15 protein-coding genes and 1 pseudogene are annotated in these 19,025 nt (G+C 62.8%); 10 read left to right on the top strand and 6 right to left on the bottom strand.

Translation table 11 applies throughout. The annotated features are described in order from the left end of the window. Window position 1 precedes the first annotated feature (1 nt). Complete coding sequence (locus ACSQ76_RS00190; protein ID WP_437154978.1) at window positions 2-886, bottom strand: peptidylprolyl isomerase; 885 nt, start codon at window positions 884-886, stop codon at window positions 2-4. 185 nt (window positions 887-1,071) lie between these two features. On the opposite strand from ACSQ76_RS00190, the gene secA reads away from it, so the two are divergent. The 3 genes and pseudogenes from secA (at window position 1,072) to ACSQ76_RS00175 (ending at window position 6,687) form a co-directional block, all read left to right on the top strand. After that, entirely contained in the window at window positions 1,072-3,792 is a 2,721-nt protein-coding gene (gene secA, locus ACSQ76_RS00185) for a preprotein translocase subunit SecA (RefSeq protein WP_437154977.1), read from the top strand. Between the two features lie 109 nt (window positions 3,793-3,901). Continuing rightward, window positions 3,902-5,107 (top strand): hypothetical protein, encoded by a 1,206-nt coding sequence (locus tag ACSQ76_RS00180; protein ID WP_437154976.1) that lies wholly within the window; start codon window positions 3,902-3,904, stop codon window positions 5,105-5,107. A 22-nt stretch (window positions 5,108-5,129) separates the two neighbouring features. After that, window positions 5,130-6,687 (top strand): annotated as a pseudogene (locus ACSQ76_RS00175) (substrate-binding domain-containing protein). A gap of 3 nt (window positions 6,688-6,690) precedes the next feature. Here the strand turns inward: ACSQ76_RS00175 and radC are convergent. From radC to dnaK, 3 genes are all read right to left on the bottom strand, one after another. Then, on the bottom strand, window positions 6,691-7,449 hold the full coding sequence (gene radC, locus ACSQ76_RS00170; RefSeq protein ID WP_437154975.1) for a RadC family protein: 759 nt from the start codon (window positions 7,447-7,449) through the stop codon (window positions 6,691-6,693). 168 nt (window positions 7,450-7,617) lie between these two features. Next, on the bottom strand, window positions 7,618-8,787 hold the full coding sequence (gene dnaJ, locus ACSQ76_RS00165; RefSeq protein ID WP_306127292.1) for a molecular chaperone DnaJ: 1,170 nt from the start codon (window positions 8,785-8,787) through the stop codon (window positions 7,618-7,620). 65 nt (window positions 8,788-8,852) lie between these two features. After that, complete coding sequence (gene dnaK / locus ACSQ76_RS00160; protein WP_306127293.1) at window positions 8,853-10,769, bottom strand: molecular chaperone DnaK; 1,917 nt, start codon at window positions 10,767-10,769, stop codon at window positions 8,853-8,855. A 211-nt stretch (window positions 10,770-10,980) separates the two neighbouring features. On the opposite strand from dnaK, the gene ACSQ76_RS00155 reads away from it, so the two are divergent. Continuing rightward, window positions 10,981-11,589: an alpha-ketoglutarate-dependent dioxygenase AlkB family protein gene (locus ACSQ76_RS00155; RefSeq protein WP_437154974.1), complete on the top strand. Its 609-nt coding sequence runs from the start codon at window positions 10,981-10,983 to the stop codon at window positions 11,587-11,589. 13 nt (window positions 11,590-11,602) lie between these two features. Here the strand turns inward: ACSQ76_RS00155 and ACSQ76_RS00150 are convergent, their stop codons facing one another. Both ACSQ76_RS00150 and ACSQ76_RS00145 read right to left on the bottom strand, forming a co-directional pair. Further along, window positions 11,603-12,214: a COG3650 family protein gene (locus ACSQ76_RS00150; RefSeq protein ID WP_437154973.1), complete on the bottom strand. Its 612-nt coding sequence runs from the start codon at window positions 12,212-12,214 to the stop codon at window positions 11,603-11,605. Next, window positions 12,211-13,032 (bottom strand): ABC transporter permease, encoded by an 822-nt coding sequence (locus ACSQ76_RS00145; protein ID WP_306127296.1) that lies wholly within the window; start codon window positions 13,030-13,032, stop codon window positions 12,211-12,213. The genes ACSQ76_RS00150 and ACSQ76_RS00145 overlap by 4 nt, the downstream gene beginning before the upstream one ends. A gap of 139 nt (window positions 13,033-13,171) precedes the next feature. On the opposite strand from ACSQ76_RS00145, the gene cysQ reads away from it, so the two are divergent. The 6 genes from cysQ (at window position 13,172) to ACSQ76_RS00115 (ending at window position 19,019) form a co-directional block, all read left to right on the top strand. Continuing rightward, complete coding sequence (gene cysQ, locus ACSQ76_RS00140) at window positions 13,172-13,969, top strand: 3'(2'),5'-bisphosphate nucleotidase CysQ (protein WP_306127297.1); 798 nt, start codon at window positions 13,172-13,174, stop codon at window positions 13,967-13,969. Further along, window positions 13,969-14,769 carry a 3-deoxy-manno-octulosonate cytidylyltransferase gene (locus ACSQ76_RS00135; protein ID WP_437154972.1) on the top strand — a complete coding sequence of 267 codons (801 nt, stop codon included), beginning with the start codon at window positions 13,969-13,971 and terminating at the stop codon, window positions 14,767-14,769. The genes cysQ and ACSQ76_RS00135 overlap by 1 nt, the downstream gene beginning before the upstream one ends. A 116-nt stretch (window positions 14,770-14,885) precedes the next feature. Further along, window positions 14,886-15,785 (top strand): UTP--glucose-1-phosphate uridylyltransferase, encoded by a 900-nt coding sequence (locus ACSQ76_RS00130; protein WP_437154971.1) that lies wholly within the window; start codon window positions 14,886-14,888, stop codon window positions 15,783-15,785. A gap of 19 nt (window positions 15,786-15,804) precedes the next feature. Next, complete coding sequence (gene galE, locus ACSQ76_RS00125; protein ID WP_437154970.1) at window positions 15,805-16,788, top strand: UDP-glucose 4-epimerase GalE; 984 nt, start codon at window positions 15,805-15,807, stop codon at window positions 16,786-16,788. Window positions 16,789-16,827: 39 nt separating this feature from the next. After that, entirely contained in the window at window positions 16,828-17,850 is a 1,023-nt protein-coding gene (locus ACSQ76_RS00120; RefSeq protein ID WP_437154969.1) for a glycosyltransferase family 2 protein, read from the top strand. Between the two features lie 182 nt (window positions 17,851-18,032). Further along, the gene (locus ACSQ76_RS00115; protein WP_437158127.1) at window positions 18,033-19,019 is read left to right on the top strand and encodes a glycosyltransferase family 2 protein; all 987 of its coding nucleotides are present in this window, start codon (window positions 18,033-18,035) and stop codon (window positions 19,017-19,019) included. Window positions 19,020-19,025: the final 6 nt, after the last annotated feature.

Genomic DNA, 19,025 nt, shown 5'->3' with positions numbered 1-19,025 from the left:
GTCAGTTCTCCAGAAGTTCGAGATCGGTGATGACGTTGGGGTCGATCTCTTCAAGGTCGACCTGGTCGATCTCGGCGTCGGATCTCAGGCCCTCGATAAAGGATTGGAGCGCGCCTTGCTGAATCTGCGAGGTCAACTCTTCGCGCACGGTGTCCAGCGCGGGGCGCTCCTTGTTGCGGGTCTCGGCCAGGGTGATGACATGCCAGCCGAACTGGGTTTCGACGGGATCGGAAACCTCGCCGGGTTCGAGCGCCGCGACGGCATCGAAGAAGGGCGCGACCATGTCGCCGGCACCGAACCAGCCGAGATCACCGCCCGACGCACCAGAAGGACCGGTGGATCTTTCGCGGGCCAAAGCGGCGAAATCGGCGTCACCTTCGAGGGCGGTTACCAGTTCCTGCGCCTCCTCCTCGGTTTCGACGAGGATATGCGAGGCGCGATACTCCGTTTCCTGAACGTCGGCGGGGTACTGTTCGTCATAAGCGGCTTGCAGGTCCTCATCTGACGGATCCTGCTCGATCACACCGGCCATGACCTCGCCGGCGATGATGGCGCGTTCCTCGTTCTCGATCGAGACGCGGCTGCGCAGGGACGGCTCGCCCTCCAGAGACTGTTTCAGCAGGGTGTGCTGGATGAGTTGGTCGACGATGCCCTGCAACAGCATGTTGGGCGGGAACTGGTCGTATTGCTGCGGCAGGGTGGCACGGAGCGCGATGACATGGGCCAGCGTGATTTCGGTGCCGTTGACGGTTGCGACGACCTGCGACGGATCGGCGGCAGGGGCCGCGTCAGGCTCTGTTTCGGCGGTTTCCTGCGCCCACGCTCCTTGGGCCAGCATCGCGGCGGTACAGGTGGCGGCGAGGATCGATTTGATCGCATGTGACATGGAAAACCCTTTGCTTTCTCGCGCCGGCAGCGGCGCGTTGTGACGTTGACAGTCCATGAGCGGCCCCTTACATCGCCTTATGATCAAAGGCAGGGCCGTCCCCTTGGGCCCGTTCTAGGGCGGTGCGGCGGACGGGGCAAGCGATTGCCATTCACGAGATAGCGAAAGACCGGAACGGATAGGATATGCTGGGTATTGGAACGGTTGCCAAAAAGATCTTTGGCACCCCGAACGACCGCAAGGTCAAGACGACCCGCCCGCTGGTGGAGAAGATAAACGCGCTGGAGCCCGAGTACGAGGCGCTGGACGACGCCGGGCTGATCGCCAAGACCCAGGAATTCAAACAACGTGTCGCGGATGGCGAGAAGCTGGACGCGATCCTGCCCGAAGCCTTTGCCAACTGCCGCGAGGCGGCGCGCCGGACGCTGGGCCTGCGGGCCTTTGACGTGCAGTTGATGGGCGGGATTTTCCTGCACCAGGGCAATATCTCGGAAATGAAGACGGGCGAGGGCAAGACCCTCGTGGCGACCTTTCCCGCCTACCTGAATGCGCTGACGGGCAAGGGCGTGCATATCGTCACGGTCAACGACTACCTTGCCAAGCGGGATGCCGAGTGGATGGGCAACGTCTTTTCCGCACTGGGGATGACCACGGGCGTGGTCTATCCGCAGCAGCCGGATGACGAGAAGAAAGGCGCCTATGCCGCCGACATCACCTATGCCACCAACAACGAGCTTGGCTTCGATTATTTGCGCGACAACATGAAATCGAGCCTCGAGGAGATGGCGCAGCGCGGGCATTATTTCGCCATCGTCGACGAGGTGGACAGCATCCTGATCGACGAGGCGCGGACGCCGCTGATCATCTCGGGCCCGGCGCAGGACCGCAGCGAGCTGTACGTAACGGTCGACGGGTTGATCCCGAGCCTGGAAGAAGACCATTACAAGATCGACGAGAAGACCAAGAACGTCACCTTCACCGACGAGGGCAACGAGTATCTTGAAGAGCTTCTGCATCAGAAAGGTCTGCTGGAGGAAGGGCAGTCGCTTTACGACCCCGAAAGCACGACCATCGTGCACCACATGAACCAGGGCCTGCGGGCGCACAAGCTTTTCCTCAAGGACAGAGACTATATCGTGCGCGACAACGAGGTCGTGCTGATCGACGAATTCACCGGCCGGATGATGGCCGGGCGGCGGTTGTCGGACGGTCTGCACCAGGCGATCGAGGCCAAGGAAGGCTGTGACATCAAGCCCGAGAACGTGACACTGGCGCAGGTGACGTTCCAGAACTATTTCCGCCTTTACGACAAGCTGTCAGGCATGACCGGCACCGCCGCGACCGAGGCCGAGGAATTTGCGCAGATCTACGGGCTGGGCGTGGTCGAGGTTCCAACGAACAAGCCGATTGCGCGGGTCGACGAGGACGATGCCGTCTATCGGACCGCGCAGGAAAAATTCGATGCGATCGTCGCCTCCATCAAGGAAGCGCACGAAAAGGGTCAGCCGATCCTTGTCGGCACGACCTCGATCGAGAAATCCGAGATGCTGAGCGAGCTGCTGAAGAAGGCGGGGGTGAAGCACAACGTGCTGAACGCGCGCCAGCACGAGCAGGAAGCGCAGATCGTCGCGGATGCGGGCAAGCTGAATGCTGTGACCATCGCCACCAACATGGCCGGGCGCGGCACCGACATCAAGCTGGGCGGGAACCTTGATTTCAAGATCATGGAGGCGATTGCCGCCGACCCGGACGCGGACCCGGAAGAGCTGCGCAAGCGGCTGGAAGCAGGGCACAAGGATGACGAACAGGCGGTGATCGATGCCGGTGGCCTGTTCGTGCTGGCCACGGAACGCCACGAAAGCCGCCGGATCGACAACCAGCTGCGCGGCCGGTCGGGCCGCCAGGGCGACCCGGGGCGGTCGGCGTTCTTCCTGAGCCTCGATGACGACCTGATGCGCATTTTCGGCTCTGAACGGCTGGAAAAGGTGCTGTCGACCCTGGGCATGAAGGAAGGCGAGGCGATCATCCACCCGTGGGTGAACAAGAGCCTGGAACGCGCGCAGGCGAAGGTCGAGGGGCGCAACTTCGACATCCGCAAGCAGCTGCTGAAATTCGACGACGTGATGAACGAGCAGCGCAAGGTGATCTTCCGCCAGAGACTGGACATCATGGAAGCCACGGACCTGTCGGAGATCATCAAGGACATGCGCGGCGAGGTGATCGACGACCTGATCGACCAGTACATGCCGCCCAAGACCTATGCCGACCAGTGGGACATGGAAGGGCTCTATGCCGCCGTGATCGAGCGGCTGAACCTGGATGTGCCGGTGATGGCCTGGGGCGACGAGGAAGGCGTGGACGACGACGAGGTCGCCGACCGCCTGGAAGAGGCCGCCGAAGAGATGATGGCCGAAAAGACCAAGGCGTTCGGCCCGGAACAGATGCGGATGATCGAGAAACAGGTTCTGCTTCAGACCATCGACAGCAAATGGCGCGAGCACCTTCTGACGCTGGAACACCTGCGCAGCGTCGTTGGCTTTCGCGGCTATGCGCAGCGCGATCCTCTGAACGAGTACAAGAACGAGGCGTTCCAGCTGTTCGAATCGATGCTGGACAGTCTGCGGCAGGACGTGACGCAGCAGCTGGCCCGGATCCGTCCGATGACCGAAGAAGAGCAGCAGCAGATGCTGCGAGACCTGCAGGCGAAACAGGCCGCGGCGACGCCCAGGCCCGCCCAGACCGAAGAGCGCGAACCCGGCGCAGTGACGCTGGATGAGCCCAAGGGCGCGGCTTTGCCAGGTTTCGACGAGAACGATCCGACGACCTGGGGCAATCCCGGCCGGAACGAGGCCTGCCCGTGCGGATCGGGCAAGAAATTCAAGCATTGCCATGGGCGGCTTGGCTGACGCCCCGGCACGTCACAATCCGGCCCAAATGACACCCTCAGGCTGCCCTCAAGGAGCCACTTTCGCCAGATAGCACTCTCTCGACCTATGGCAGGTGTGGGAGATCGTGATGATCAAGTTAGGCAATCCGAAACGTATCGTCATGGCCGGTGTGACCCTGAGTTGCGCCCTTGGCATCGGATATATCATGCAGTCGGGCCCCGACCGCGGCGTGACGCCGGAGAAGAAGCCCGAAGTCACGGTGACGTCCGCCAAGGCGTTCGCGCAGGCCTTTGTCGAGGAAGCTCCGCAACCTCAACGGGAGGCGGCCGCGCAGGCACCTGTGATGACCCCGGCCGATCAAGAGATCGGCGATACCGCCGAGACCGGGGCGCATGACGCGCTCGAGTTTGCCGACGACCCCGGAAAAGAGCAGCTGTTTCAAGGAGCTGCGGTGACGAGCGAGCAGAGCTTCGAGGCCGAGGGCCTTGAGATCAAACGCGTCACCCTGACATCGGCCGAACCGGTTCCGCCGGCCACCGCGCCGCAGCCCGAGGCGTTGCCCGCCGCGCCGCTGCACCAGGCCGCGTTACAAGATGCGCCAATCCAGTCGCTTCCGCGGGAAGAAAAGGCACCGGCCCTTGCCGCCTGTCATGGTGGGATCGAGATGACGGCGCGCCCCGCCGCCGCGGCAATGGTTCAGCTGGATCTGACAGCACCGTGCCAGGCGGACACGCAGTTCACGCTGCACCACAACGGAATGATGTTCAGCGCGATTACCGGTGTCGACGGCACATGGTCTATGCAGGTGCCGGCACTGGCACAGAACGCGGTATTCATCGCGGCTTTCGACAACAGCGAGGGTGCGGTGGCGAACGCGATTGTCGACACGCTGGATTATTACGACCGTTACGTCGTGCAATGGCAGGGCCGCAGCGGGATGGAGCTTCATGCCATGGAGTATGGCGCTGATTATGGCGAGCAGGGCCACGTCTGGTACGATGCCGCGCGTGATGCGGCCAGCGCGGCGAGCGGCGAGGGCGGGTTTCTTCTGCGCCTTGGCCACGGGGTGATCGAGGAGACGACCCTGATGGCGGAGGTCTATACGTTCCCGAGCCGGGACGCTGTGCGCGACGGTGAGGTGCAGGTCAGTCTCGAAACCGAAATCAACGCCGCGAATTGTGGTCGTGATATCGAGGCGCAGACACTGATCAAGCCCGGGGCCGGCGAGATCTCGGCCCGGGACCTGACGATGGCGATCCCGGAGTGCGACGCCGTCGGTGACTTTCTGGTGTTGAAAAACCTGTACGAAGACCTGAAGATCGCGCGCAACTGAACGCTGCGATCAGAGGGCATCCATGAAAATGCTACGTGCGGCGGCTTTCGCCGCACCTTTTCTTTTGCGGGCGCTTTTCCGGCAGGGGCGCAGGACGTGACGCTGACGTCGCGGGACGGGAACGTGGAGATTTCCGGTGACCTGCTGGGATTCGATGGCGAATTCTACCGGGTCGAGACGATCTATGGCGAGCTGACGGTGGATGGCTCGGGTGTGGATTGCGCCGGGCCGGGGTGCCCCAACCTGGATACCTATGTGGCCGAAGTGGTGTTTTCGGGGGCGCCGACCATCGGGCGGTTGTTGATGCCGGCGCTGGTCGAGGCGTTCGCGATCCGCGAAGGCTATGACATGGCGCGCGACACGCTGGAGGATGGCAGCGTTCTGTTGTCGATCCATGACCCCGGCGAGGGTCGTGTCGTGGGCGAGTTTCTGTTCAGGCTGACGAATTCCGACGAAGGCTTTGCCGACCTGATCGCGGACGTGGCGGACATTGCCATGTCGATGCGAGAGATCCGTCCGCAAGAGGTGCGTCTGGGCAAGGACGCGGCGCTGGGCGACATGTCGGCAAAGGGGCGCGGGCGGGTCATGGCGCTCGAGGCGCTGGTGCCGGTGGTGGCGCCGTCAAACCCGGTGCAGCAGGTGACGTTGACGCAACTGGCCGAGGTTCTGTCGGGCAAGATAGACAACTGGAACGCGCTGGGCGGGCCGGACGCGCCGATCGCGGTGCATATGTTTGAGGCGCGGTCCGGGCTGGGACAGGCCAGCGAGGATCTGGTGCTGCGTCCGGCGGGCGCCAGTTTCGCCGAGACTGTGATGCGGCACGCGGACGGCGTGTCGCTGGCCGATGCGGTGGCGAACGACCCCTTTGCGCTGGGCCTGACGGCGCGGGCGGAGACGGGAAACACGCAGGTTCTGGCGTTGAGCGGGGAATGCGGGTTTGCCCTGCGCGCCACGCGGCGGGGGGTCAAGACAGAGGATTACCCCTGACGGCGCCGATGTTCCTGTACCTGCCCGCGCGGCGATTGCCCAAGCTGGGACGGGATTTCCTTGCCTATCTGAAGGACCCGTCGGCGCAACTGGTGATCCGGCGGGCCGGTTTCGTCGATCAGGCGCCCGAGGAAATCGGGATCGACGAGCAGGGTGACCGCTTTGCCAACGCGATCGCCCAGGCGGGCGAGGAGGTGGGGTTGGAGGAATTGCAACGTATGGTGGCGGCGTTGACGCCGCTCGAGCGGCTGACCACCACGTTCCGCTTCGAGGCCGGGTCGGCACGGCTGGACGCGCAGTCTCGGTCTAACGTGGCGCAATTGGCGCGGGCGATGGAGGTCGGCAAATATGACGCGCGGCGGTTGATCTTCGTGGGGTTCAGCGACGGGGCGGGCCCGGCCGAGAACAACCGGCGGATCGCGCTACGCCGGGCCGAGGCGGTGCGGAGTGCCGTGATCGCGGCGGCGGAGACGGCGAACATGGACCGGATCGGCATGGAACTGGAAGCCTTTGGCGAGGCGATGCCGATGGCGTGCGATGGCACCGGATGGGGCCGGCAGATCAACCGGCGGGTCGAGGTGTGGGTGCGATAGGGTCTATATCAGGCCTTCGCTGCGAAAACTCGTCTCGCAGGATTTGCCGATGATGATGTGATCGTGCAGCGTGATGCCCAGCGCGTTTGCCGCGGTTTCGATCTGGCGTGTCATGTCGATATCGGACTGGGATGGCGTGGGATCGCCCGAGGGGTGATTGTGCACGAGGATCAGCGCGCTGGCGTTAAGATGCAGCGCGCGCTTGACCACCTCGCGGGGGTAGACCGGCACGTGATCCACGGTGCCGCGCGCCTGTTCCTCGTCCGCGATGAGGGTGTTGCGGCGGTCGAGATAGAAGATGCGGAATTGTTCGATATCCCGGTGCGCCATGGCTGTGTGACAGTATTCCAGCAGGGCGTCCCAGCTGGAGACGATGGGGCGCTGGGCCACGCGGGAGCGCGCGAGGCGATGGGCGGCAGCCTCGACGACCTTGAGCTCGCAAATTACGGTTTCGCCCACGCCGGGCACGGTTTCGAGCTGGTCGAAGGGGGCGGAGATCACGGCGTTGAAACTGCCGAACCGGTCGAGCAGGACATGGGCCAGCGGTTTGACGTCGCGCCGGGGAATAGCGCGGAACAGGACGAGTTCCAGCATCTCGTAATCGGGCAGCGCGTCGGCACCGCCGGACATGAAGCGGTCGCGCAGGCGCTTGCGGTGGTCGCGGATGTAAGAGGGTTGCTTGCCAGACCCGGCGGGAACAACAACCTCGTCGCTATCAAAGAGCGGCAGGGTCATTTCCTTGAAGGCGCGCGAGTCGGACATGCGCCTGACAGTGGCGCGGGAAGGTTAGTGAATGGTTAATGTCGGAAGAGAGGCCCCGGGTCAGGCCCGGGGCGGGGCTTTGCGGTGGCGCGATGCCATCCCGGACCTGATCCGGGATCTCATGCAGTCAGAGATCCGCAGGTCAGACCCGTGGATGACGTTAGTGCTCTAGCTTTTCATCGAGTCCCAAAATCCCTTCACCGATTTGAAGAAGCTCTTGGTTTCGGGGTTGTTGTCTTCTGACAGCGTGTCGAATTCCTTGAGGATTTCTTTCTGCCGCGAGGTCAGGTTGACGGGTGTTTCCACCGCCAGTTCGATGAACATGTCGCCGTGACCGCCGCCGCGCAGGGCGGGCATGCCCTTGCCGCGCAGGCGCATCTGTCGGCCAGATTGCGAGCCTTCGGGGATCTTGACGCGGCTACGGCCGCCGTCGATCGTGGGCACCTCGATATCGCCACCGAGCGCGGCCTTGGCGACCGAGACGGGCACGCGGCAGAAGAGGTTGGTGTCCTCACGCTCGAAGATCTTGTGCGGCGCGACCTCGATGAAGATGTAGAGGTCGCCCGCAGGACCCCCGCGCATTCCGGCCTCGCCTTCACCGGCCAGGCGGATGCGGGTGCCGGTTTCGACGCCCGCGGGGATGTTCACCGACAGCGAGCGGTCCTTCTGGACGCGGCCCTGGCCGCCGCACACGTTGCACGGATTCTTGATGATCTGGCCCAGGCCCGAGCAGGTGGGGCAGGTGCGTTCGACCGTGAAGAACCCCTGTTGCGCACGGACCTTGCCCATGCCCGAACAGGTCGGACAGGTGGTCGGCTCGGCGCCGCCTTCGGCCCCGGAGCCGTCGCAGGCGTCACAGGCCACCGAGGTGGGTACGTTGATGGTTTTCTGCAGGCCGCGATAAGCCTCGTCGAGGTTGACGCGCAGGTTGTAGCGCAGGTCGGCGCCGCGCGCCGCACGCTGGCGTCCGCCAGGGCCGCCACGTGCACCGCCGCCCATGAAATCGCCGAAGAGATCGTCGAACACGTCGGAAAACGCGCTGGCGAAATCGCCCTGACCGGGACCGGCCCCGCCGAACCCGCCGCCGGGACGTGCGCCCGCGCCGGTGCCACCCTCAAAGGCCGCGTGGCCGAAGCGGTCATAGGCCGCCTTCTTCTCGGCGTCCTTCAGGATGTCATAGGCCTCGCCCGCTTCCTTGAATTTCTTCTCGGAATCGGGGTTGTCCTTGTTGCGGTCGGGGTGCAGCTCTTTGGCCTTGGTGCGGTAGGCTTTCTTGATCTCGTCGGCGCTGGCGCCCTTGGAGACGCCAAGAACCTCGTAATAATCGCGTTTGGCCATCGGATTTCTCCTTTGTATCGGAGAGCAGGGGGCACAGATGCGCCCCTTGCCTTTCCGTTTGACGCTTAGGCGCGCTTATCTTCGTCGAGGTCCTCGAAATCGGCGTCGACGATGTCTTCATCGTCCTTGCCCATTTCATCGGCCGCGGCAGGCTCGTCGTCGCCGTCTTCCTGGCTGGCCTTGTAGATCGCCTCGCCCAGTTTCATGGCGGCCTCGGTCACGTTCTGGATGCCGGCCTTGATCTTGTCGGCGGAGGCATCTTCTTTCTCGAGGTCGTCCTTGAGGGCCGAGATGGCCAGTTCGATGGCCTCGATGGTGGACGGGTCCACCTTGTCCGAATGCTCTTCCATCGACTTCTCGGTCGAGTGGATGAGGCTTTCGGCCTGGTTGCGGGCCTCGACCAGAGCGCGACGCTCCTTGTCGGCGTCGGCGTTGGCCTCGGCGTCCTTGACCATCTTCTCGATGTCTTCCTCTGACAGACCGCCCGATGCCTGGATCGTGATCTTCTGTTCCTTGTTCGTGCCCTTGTCCTTGGCCGATACAGAGACGATGCCGTTGGCGTCGATGTCGAAGGTCACCTCGATCTGGGGCATGCCGCGGGGAGCCGGCGGAATATCCTCGAGGTTGAACTGACCCAGAAGCTTGTTGTCCGCGGCCATTTCACGCTCGCCCTGGAAGACGCGGATCGTCACGGCCGACTGGTTGTCTTCGGCGGTGGAGAAGATCTGCGACTTGTTGGTCGGGATCGTGGTGTTGCGGTCGATCAGGCGGGTGAAGACACCGCCCAGGGTTTCGATGCCGAGCGAGAGCGGCGTGACGTCCAGAAGGACGACATCCTTGACGTCGCCTTGCAGAACACCGGCCTGAATGGCGGCGCCCATGGCGACGACCTCGTCGGGGTTCACGCCCTTGTGCGGTTCCTTGCCGAAGAACTTGGTCACTTCCTCTACGACCTTGGGCATGCGGGTCATGCCGCCGACGAGAACGACCTCGTCGATGTCGCTGGCCGACAGACCGGCATCCTTGAGCGCGGCCTTGCAGGGCTTGAGCGAGTTGGTGATCAGGTCGCCAACCAGGCTTTCCAGCTTGGCGCGGGTCAGTTTCATGACCATGTGCAGCGGCTGGCCGTTCGAGCCCATCGAGATGAACGGCTGGTTGATCTCGGTCTGGGACGAGCTGGACAGCTCGATCTTGGCTTTCTCGGCCGCCTCTTTCAGACGTTGCAGCGCCATCTTGTCCTTGGTCAGGTCAACGCTGTGTTCCTTTTTGAACTCGTCCGCAAGGTAGTTGACGATGCGCATGTCGAAGTCTTCACCACCCAGGAACGTGTCGCCGTTGGTGGACTTGACCTCGAAGAGGCCCTCGTCGATTTCGAGGATTGTCACGTCGAAGGTACCGCCGCCAAGGTCATAGACCGCGATGGTCTGCGTGTCTTCCTTGTCGAGGCCGTAGGCAAGTGCGGCCGCGGTCGGCTCGTTGATGATGCGCAGCACTTCGAGACCGGCGATCTTGCCGGCGTCCTTGGTGGCCTGACGCTGGGCGTCGTTGAAATAGGCGGGCACGGTGATGACGGCCTGAGTCACTTCCTCGCCGAGATAGCTTTCGGCGGTCTCTTTCATCTTGCCGAGGATGAAGGCCGAGATCTGGCTGGGCGAATACTTGTCACCCTTGGCGCGCACCCAGGCGTCGCCATTGCCACCGTCGATCACTTCGAACGGCATGTTCTTCTTGTCCTTGGCCAGATCGCTGTCGTCCTCGCGGCGACCGATCAGGCGCTTGACGCCGAAGATGGTGTTTTCAGGGTTGGTGACAGCCTGGCGTTTCGCCGGCTGGCCGACAAGGCGCTCGTCATCGGTGAAGGCGACGATCGAGGGGGTGGTGCGGGCGCCTTCGGAGTTCTCGATGACGCGGGCCTGGCTGCCATCCATGATGGCGACGCAGCTGTTGGTGGTTCCGAGGTCAATACCAATGACTTTGGACATGTTTTTCGATCCCTTCTGTTCTTAAGGCGATTGAGGGGCGACCGGACCCGTCAAAGGCATCTGGCCACCATATGAGTTGCAGATCCCGAAAGCGGTTCCTGCGCTTCGGACGGTATATAGGCAGGGGAATATGACGCTGCAAGCGGTTGAAAAGCGCTGAATCGCAGGATTCGGCTTTTAATTTCCCGGATTCGATGGAATCCCGTTGGGCATGACCGACGAGACGCTGGAGATACGCGGCTTCCGTATTTTCAAGGGATTCCTTGAAGCGGCGGAGCAGGCCGCGCTGGTGGAGACGATCCGGGGCGTGGTGCGCGCCGCGCCGCTGTTTTCGCCGATGACGCCCTATGGCAAGCCGATGCGGGTCAGGATGACCTCCGCCGGGCGCTATGGCTGGGTGTCGGACCGGCGTGGGTACAGGTACGAAGACCGGCATCCCGAGGGCATGGCCTGGCCGCCCATTCCCGACGAGGTTCTGGCGATCTGGCGCGAGTTGGTGAGCGGCGAGCGGATGCCGGATTGCTGCCTGGTGAACTTCTATGACGCCGATGCGCGGATGGGGATGCACCAGGACCGCGACGAGGCCGATTTTAGCTGGCCGGTGCTGTCGGTGTCGCTGGGCGACGAGGGGCTGTTTCGGATCGGGAATACGACCCGGGGCGGCAAGACGGAATCGCACTGGCTGCAGTCGGGGGACGTTGTGGTGATGGGCGGCGACGCGCGGCTGACCTATCACGGGATCGACCGGATCAAGCCGGGCACCTCGATGTTGCTGGACAAACCGGGGCGGATCAACCTGACCTGCCGGGTGGTGGATTGACGGCCCCGGGCGGTCAGCGCGCAAGGTTGCAGCAGCCGGTCAGGAAGGTGACGCCGGACTCTTCGGTGACGAAGAGATCGACGCTCATTCCATAGGCGCGGTCGGACATGCCGTCGGTGCAGGCGTCACGCTGGAACATGAAGGTGAAGACCTGTGTCTGCGCCTGTCCGAAGATGGCGTAGTGGTCGGTCCGGTTTTGGGACGTGACCGGTTCGAGGGTCGCAACCGTGATCGGCTCGTCGTCCATGCGGTCGAGCGTGGCCGTGGCGGTGCGGTCGATCGCGAGAGACCAGAACGGTTCGGTTCCCGTGCAGATCAGCGGGCGGGGCAGCTGATTGTCGGGCTGATCCAGGCGCCGGTCGAGGAAGCGCACAGCGACCCAACCCGACGCCTCGTCCACGTTGACGCGGGCCCATTCGCGGGTTTCGTCGAAGGCCACCACCTCGATGAAGCTGGCGTCGGCGTTCAGCTTGGCGATGATGGAATTGCCCACACCGGGCCCGGCGCGGACGTTCAGCACGTCATCCGCCGCTACGCCGGACACGTCGTAGAATGCCGGCAGAGATTGGGCCTGCGCGAAAGTTGCACAGAGCAGAAGCAGGCAGGCGGAGACAAGGCGTTTCATCGGCGGGCATACCAGCTGCTGGAGGCGAATTGACGGGTGTAGAATTCCGCCAGAAGGCCGATGGTGACCAGAACGCACCCCACGATCAGGGCGTATTCGACACTGGTGTTGCGCGGGAAATAATTTGCAAAGACATATCCGCGGCACTGGTCGATGGCATGAAAGAGCGGGTTCCAATCGAACATGGCCAGCATGTAGCCGGGCAGCGTGTTAGCGACGAAAAGCTTGCCCGAGGCGATCATGTTGGCGCGGGTATAGACGATCTGGATCAGGTTCACGGCTGTCGGAAACCAGGGTTTCGCCGCCATGATCAGAAGGCCGACGCCGCAGCCGGTGAACCATGCCAGCAAAAGCATGCCGAACGCGCCGATGGGATCGTCGATCTCGATCCGCGTAAAGGCGGTGTGATAGACGAAAAGGATGATCAGCGCCGACAGGACCTGAATATAAAGCGCGCCCAACGCGGCGGAGGTGATCGATATGATCGTGTTCATCGGCGCGTGCTGCATCATCGGCGAGGACGGTCCGGCCGCACCCGCCACCGCGCCCAGCGCCTTGACATGCGTGAGAAAGAGGAACACGCCGGACATCATGTAAAGCAGGAAGTCGCCGCGCAGCTTGGCCCCGCGCAGACCCAGGACAGAGAACATGAAGTAGAAGGCAAGAACGAAGATGATCGCGGTGCTGATGTTGACGAACAGCGCCATGAACGCGTTGCCATGGGTGCTGCGCACGTCGCGGACCGTGGTGTGATAGATCAGCTCGCATATCGTCGTAACCGACGAAAGCAGGGATTTCTTGCGCGTGTTCTGGAACATGACCTGTCTGAAGCAACCGCCTTGTGCTGAAATTCTCGCACGGAATTCTTGCTGTCCCGTTAGTGACATATCATAAGGGGCGCGCAGCGGTCCCGCAACAAACGCCTTTGCGGGCCAAACAAAAGAATTGGAGCGGGCCTTGGATTACGACAAACTTGTCACGGTCATGCGGCGCCTGGCGCTGGAAGCCGGCGATCGCATCATGGATATCTACGACGCCGACGATTTCGACGTGAAGGTGAAATCCGATGACAGCCCGGTCACCGCGGCGGACGAGGCGGCGGACAAGATCATCTCGGACGGGCTGCGGGCGGAGTTCCCGGACGTGACCCTGATCACCGAGGAACAGGCCGCGACCCATGGCGAGCAGGCCGAGACGTTCCTGATCGTCGATCCTCTGGACGGAACCAAGGAATTCATCCACCGCCGCGGCGACTTTACCGTCAACATCGCCTATGTCGAGAATGGCACGCCGACGCGCGGTGTGGTGTATGCGCCGGCGAAGGGGCGGATGTTCTTTACCCGTGGCGACGGGGTTTCGGTAGAGGAAACCGGCCCATTCGCGCGGCACAGGACGGGAGCACTGACCGAGATCGGCGTGTCCGATCCGGACAACGCGGCGCTGATGGTGGTGGCCAGCAAGTCGCACCGGGACCAGGCGACGGATGATTACATCAACAAATATGCCGTGAAGGATATGAAGAGCGCGGGGTCTTCGCTGAAGTTTTGCCTGATCGCGACGGGCGAGGCGGATATCTATCCGCGTTTGGGCCGCACAATGGAGTGGGACACCGCCGCCGGGCACGCAGTGCTGCTGGGCGCCGGTGGGCGGGTGGTGCGCTTCGACGACCAGAGCCCGCTGGGCTATGGCAAGGCGGAGTACGCCAACCCGTTCTTCATTGCCTACGCGCCCAAGGTTGAGCTTAAGCCCGCCTGATGAGCGTGCTGGTGGTCATCCCGGCGCGTTACGCCTCGAGCCGGTATCCGGGCAAGCCGCTGGCCATGCTGCGCGGCGCGGACGGCACCGAGAAAAGCCTGATCGAACGCAGCTGGCTGGCGGCCACCAGCGTTTCGGGCGTCGACCGGGTGGTCGTGGCCACGGACGACGCGCGGATCGAAGCAGCGGCGCACGGCTTTGGCGCAGAGGTGGTGATGACGTCGCCCGACTGCGCCAACGGGACCGAACGCTGCGCCGAGGCGCTGGGCAAGCTGGGCGGCGACTACAAGATTGTCGTGAACCTGCAGGGCGACGCGCCGCTGACCCCCATTTGGTTTGTCGAGGACCTGATCGCGGGGATGCGCGAGAACCCGGAAACCGATGTGGCCACGCCGGTGCTGCGCTGCGACGGGCGCGCGCTGAACGGTTTTCTGGAGGATCGCGCCAATGGCCGGGTGGGCGGCACGACGGCCGTTTTCGGCCGATCGCGCCACGCGCTCTATTTCTCGAAGGAAGTGGTGCCTTATACGTCGCGCGTGTATGACGACAAAGAGGACACGCCGGTGTTTCACCATGTGGGGGTCTATGCCTACCGCCCCGAAGCGTTGTATGCATATGGTGCCTGGCCGGCGGGCCCGCTGGAAACCCTGGAAGGGCTCGAGCAACTGCGCTTTCTGGAGAACCGGCGGTCGATCCTGTGCGTCGAGGTCGAGGCGCGCGGCCGACAATTCTGGGAACTTAACAACCCGGAAGATATTGAGAGGATAGAAGGCATGATGCGAACTATGCACATGTCGTAGGCAAGGCGAGGAAACGAGCCCGAATTTCATAGGGTTGCCACATTGAGCCGGTTGTATTCCGGCGCGTGACGTGGGTTTTCTTCTGACGAGTGCCGACAGCGGCTAAGGAGCTTTAGATGCGTAAAAAACTTACCAAGGCGATTTTCCCCGTGGCCGGGCTGGGAACGCGTTTTCTACCGGCGACCAAATCGGTTCCGAAAGAGATCATGACGCTGGTCGACCGCCCGTTGGTGCAATACGCCATCGACGAGGCACGAGAGGCCGGAATCAAGGAATTCATCTTTGTCACCTCGCGCGGCAAGGGCGCGCTGGAGGACTATTTCGACAATGCGCCGCAGCTGGAACAGGAATTGCGCAAGAAAGGCAAGGAAGAGCTGCTGGAGATTCTGAAATCCACCAACATGGACAGTGGCGAGATTGCCTATACCCGCCAGAACAAGGCGCTGGGCCTGGGTCACGCGGTATGGTGTGCGCGCCGGCTGATCGGCAACGAGCCTTTCGCGGTGATCCTGCCGGACGACGTGATCGCGGCGGAAAAGTCGTGCCTGGCGCAGATGACGGAGGCATTCAAGGAAACCGATGGCGAGAACAACATGGTCGCCGCAATGGAGGTTCCCGCGGACAAGGCCTCGGCCTATGGCGTTCTGGACATCAAGGAAGACATGGGCCGGATGGTCACCACAAAGGGTATGGTCGAGAAGCCGGCAGCGGGCGAGGCACCGTCCAATCTCGCGGTGATCGGACGCTACATCCTGACGCCCACGGTCTTGCAGAAGCTGAACAAGAAGCAGACCGGCGCCGGCGGCGAAATCCAGCTGACCGACGCCATCGACGCGGCGCGCGACGAGGGCGAGGAGGTCTTTGGCTTCCGTTTCGAGGGCGAGCGGTTCGACTGCGGCTCGAAGGCGGGCTTCCTTCAGGCGACGGTCGCGTTCGCGCTGAACCGCCCGGAACTGCGCGACGACCTGCTGAGCTATATCACGGACGTGGTGCAGCCCGCCAAGGCGGCGCAGTAACGAAGGAGCGCGGCAGCTCGTGCCGAATGTACTTGTCACCGGCGGCGCGGGCTATATCGGCTCTCATGCCTGCAAGGCTCTGGCCACTGCCGGATATACGCCGGTCACTTATGACAACCTGAGCACCGGGTGGGCGGACGCCGTCAAGTTCGGTCCGTTCGAGCGTGGAGACCTGCGCGACCGGGGGCGGCTGGACGCGGTCTTCGCCGCCTATCAGCCGGTCGCGGTGCTGCATTTCGGGGCGCTGAGCCAAGTGGGCGAGAGCATGCGCGAGCCGGGGCGCTATTGGGACAACAACGTCACGGGCTCGCTTGTCCTGATGGAGGCGGCGGTGGCGGCGGGTTGTGAAAAGTTCGTCTTTTCCTCGACCTGTGCCACCTATGGCGACCAGGACAACGTGGTGCTGAACGAGGACAGCCCGCAGGCGCCGATCAACGCTTATGGCGCGTCGAAACGGGCGATCGAGGACATGCTGCGCGGTTTCGAGGCGGCGCACGGCTTGCGGCACGTGATCTTTAGGTATTTCAACGTGGCCGGAGCCGACCCCGAGGCCGAGGTGGGCGAGTTCCACCAGCCCGAGACGCATCTTGTGCCGCTCATCCTGGATGCGATCGACGGGCGACGCGATGCGCTGACGATCTTCGGCACGGATTACGATACGCCTGATGGCACGTGCATCCGGGACTACGTGCATGTCTGCGATCTGGTGGATGCGCATGTGCTTGGCCTCAAATGGCTGGAGGACGACAAGGACAGCCGGGTTTTCAACCTTGGCACCGGCAGCGGTTTCTCGGTGCGCGAGGTGATCGAGCACGCGCGCGACATCACCAAAAAGAACGTGCCCGTGGTCGAGGGGCTACGGCGCCCGGGGGACTGCACCAAGCTTGTTTCGGGATCGGAGCGGGCCTTGTCAGAGTTGGGCTGGAAACCCGCACGCTCGACCCTGGACGAGATGATCCGCGATGCGTGGCGGTGGCATCAAACTGGACATTACGAGAAATAAAGCCGACCTTGCCAGACAACGAAGAGGTCAGGCAAGACGATGAGCGTGCTTTCGGAGGCATGGACCGCGTACAGGCTGCGATGGAAGCGTCGGCGCCTTTTGTTCCGCGCCTTGCGCAAGCGGCGGCAGTTGCGCCCGGTGATGGACCGCACCAACCGGGTCGCGCCTGGGGACATCCTGTGCTTTTCCACCGTCCGAAACGAGGCGGTGCGGCTACCTTATTTTCTGGAGCATCACCGGGCGCTGGGTGTGCGCCATTTTCTGTTCGTGGACAATGACAGCGACGACGGCACGCGCGAATATTTGCAGGCGCAGGAAGACGTGTCGCTGTGGCGGACAAAGGCCAGCTACAAGCTGTCACGCTTTGGGGTCGACTGGCTGACCTGGCTGCAGATCAGGCACGGACACGGGCATTGGTGCCTGACGCTGGATGCCGACGAGATCCTGATCTATCCGCATCACGAGACGCGCCCCTTGCCTGCGCTGGTGGAAAGGCTGGAGCAATCGGGGCGCGACTCGTTCGGGGTTCTAATGCTGGACATGTATCCCAAAGGGCCGCTGGCGCAACATGACTATGCTGCCGGGGCCGATCCTTTCGAGCGGTTGTGCTGGTTCGACGGGGGCAACTACATGATCCGGCGAAAGCCGGACCTGCACAACCTTTGGATCCAGGGCGGGGTGCGGGCGCGCAGGTTCTTTGCCGACCGGCCCGAAAGGGCGCCGACGATGGGCAAGATGCCCTTGGTGAAGTGGAATCGCCGATATGCCTATGTCAGCAGCGCGCATTCCCTGTTGCCGCGCCGGTTGAACCGGGTCTACGACGAGGGTGGGGGCGAGCGGCTGTCGGGGGTCCTGCTGCATACGAAGTTCCTGAACACGGTGGTCGACCGCTCGGCCGAGGAAAAGCGGCGGCAGGAGCATTTCGCCAACAGCGACCTTTACGACAGCTACTATGACGCGCTGACCGAGAACCCCGATCTGTGGTGTCCGGCCTCGACGCGGCTGATCGGGTGGCGCCAGCTGGAGGCGATGGGCCTGATGTCGAAGGGCAACTGGATCTGAGGACCGGAATTGTTTGCGTTTTGGAAACAACTGCTTATACCGGCGGAAGGGGACCGGAACCGGCGATTTCGGCGGTGTACGATTGTGGAAAAGAATGTATTAACACGGAGCGTGTATGTTGGCGGCCGGTCAGTTCGGTGGCCCAGAGGATGTGAGTGGTGAGTTTGTTGCAGTCATATGCCATGCGGCTGCGCCGGAAGCGGCACAGGGTGCGTGCCTTCCGCAAGCATTTTTCGCTCAAGCCCGTGGTGGACCGCACGCGCAAGATCCGTTCCGGCGATATCCTGCTCTTCAGTACCATGCGCGACGAATTCGTGCGCCTGCCGTTTTTCCTGCACTACTACCGCGCCCTTGGCGTGTCGCATTTCCTGATCGTCGACAATGATAGCAGCGATGGCGGCAGAGAGTTCATGGCCGACCAGCCCGACGTGTCGATCTGGACCACCAAGGCCAGTTACAAGGGATCGAAATTCGGTGTCGATTGGCTGAACTGGTTGCAGCGCAAATATGGCCACGGGCACTGGACGCTGGTGGTCGATCCCGATGAGCTGTTCATCTATCCGTTCTGCGACACGCGGCCCATCCGGGCGCTGACCGACTGGCTGGACACCAGTCAGGTCAAATCCTTCGGTGCGATGCTGCTGGATATGTACCCCAAGGGGCGCATCGACGAGGTGCGATACCTGCCCGGGCAGGACCCGCTGGAAATCGCGGGGTGGTTCGACCCCGGGAACTATGTGATCGAAAAGAACCGGCAATACGGCAACCTGTGGATCCAGGGCGGGCCGCGCAGCCGGGTCTTCTTTCCCGACCGGCCCAAAAAGGCCCCCGCGCTGAACAAGACGCCGCTGGTGCGGTGGGACAAGCGGTACACATATATCAGCTCGACCCACACGCTTTTGCCGCGGGGACTGAACCTGACCTATGACGAGTGGGGCGGGGAAAAGGCCAGCGGGATCCTGCTGCATGCGAAGTTCCTGAACACCTTCACCGCCAAGGCGGAGGAAGAGTTGCAGCGTGGCCAGCACTATGCCGGCAGTGTCGAATACAAATCATATGCCGAGAAATTTCAGGACAGTCCCGACCTTTGGTGCAAATGGTCCGAAAAATATATAAACTGGCGGCAGTTAGAAATTCTTGGGCTGATGTCCAAGGGAAACTGGGCATGAGGATGG

This window comes from Roseovarius sp. B08, from assembly GCF_051417955.1.
In the GTDB taxonomy this organism is placed as follows: domain Bacteria; phylum Pseudomonadota; class Alphaproteobacteria; order Rhodobacterales; family Rhodobacteraceae; genus Roseovarius.
Note: the sequence above shows the minus strand (reverse complement) of the source record. Positions and strands in the feature narration are given on the sequence as shown.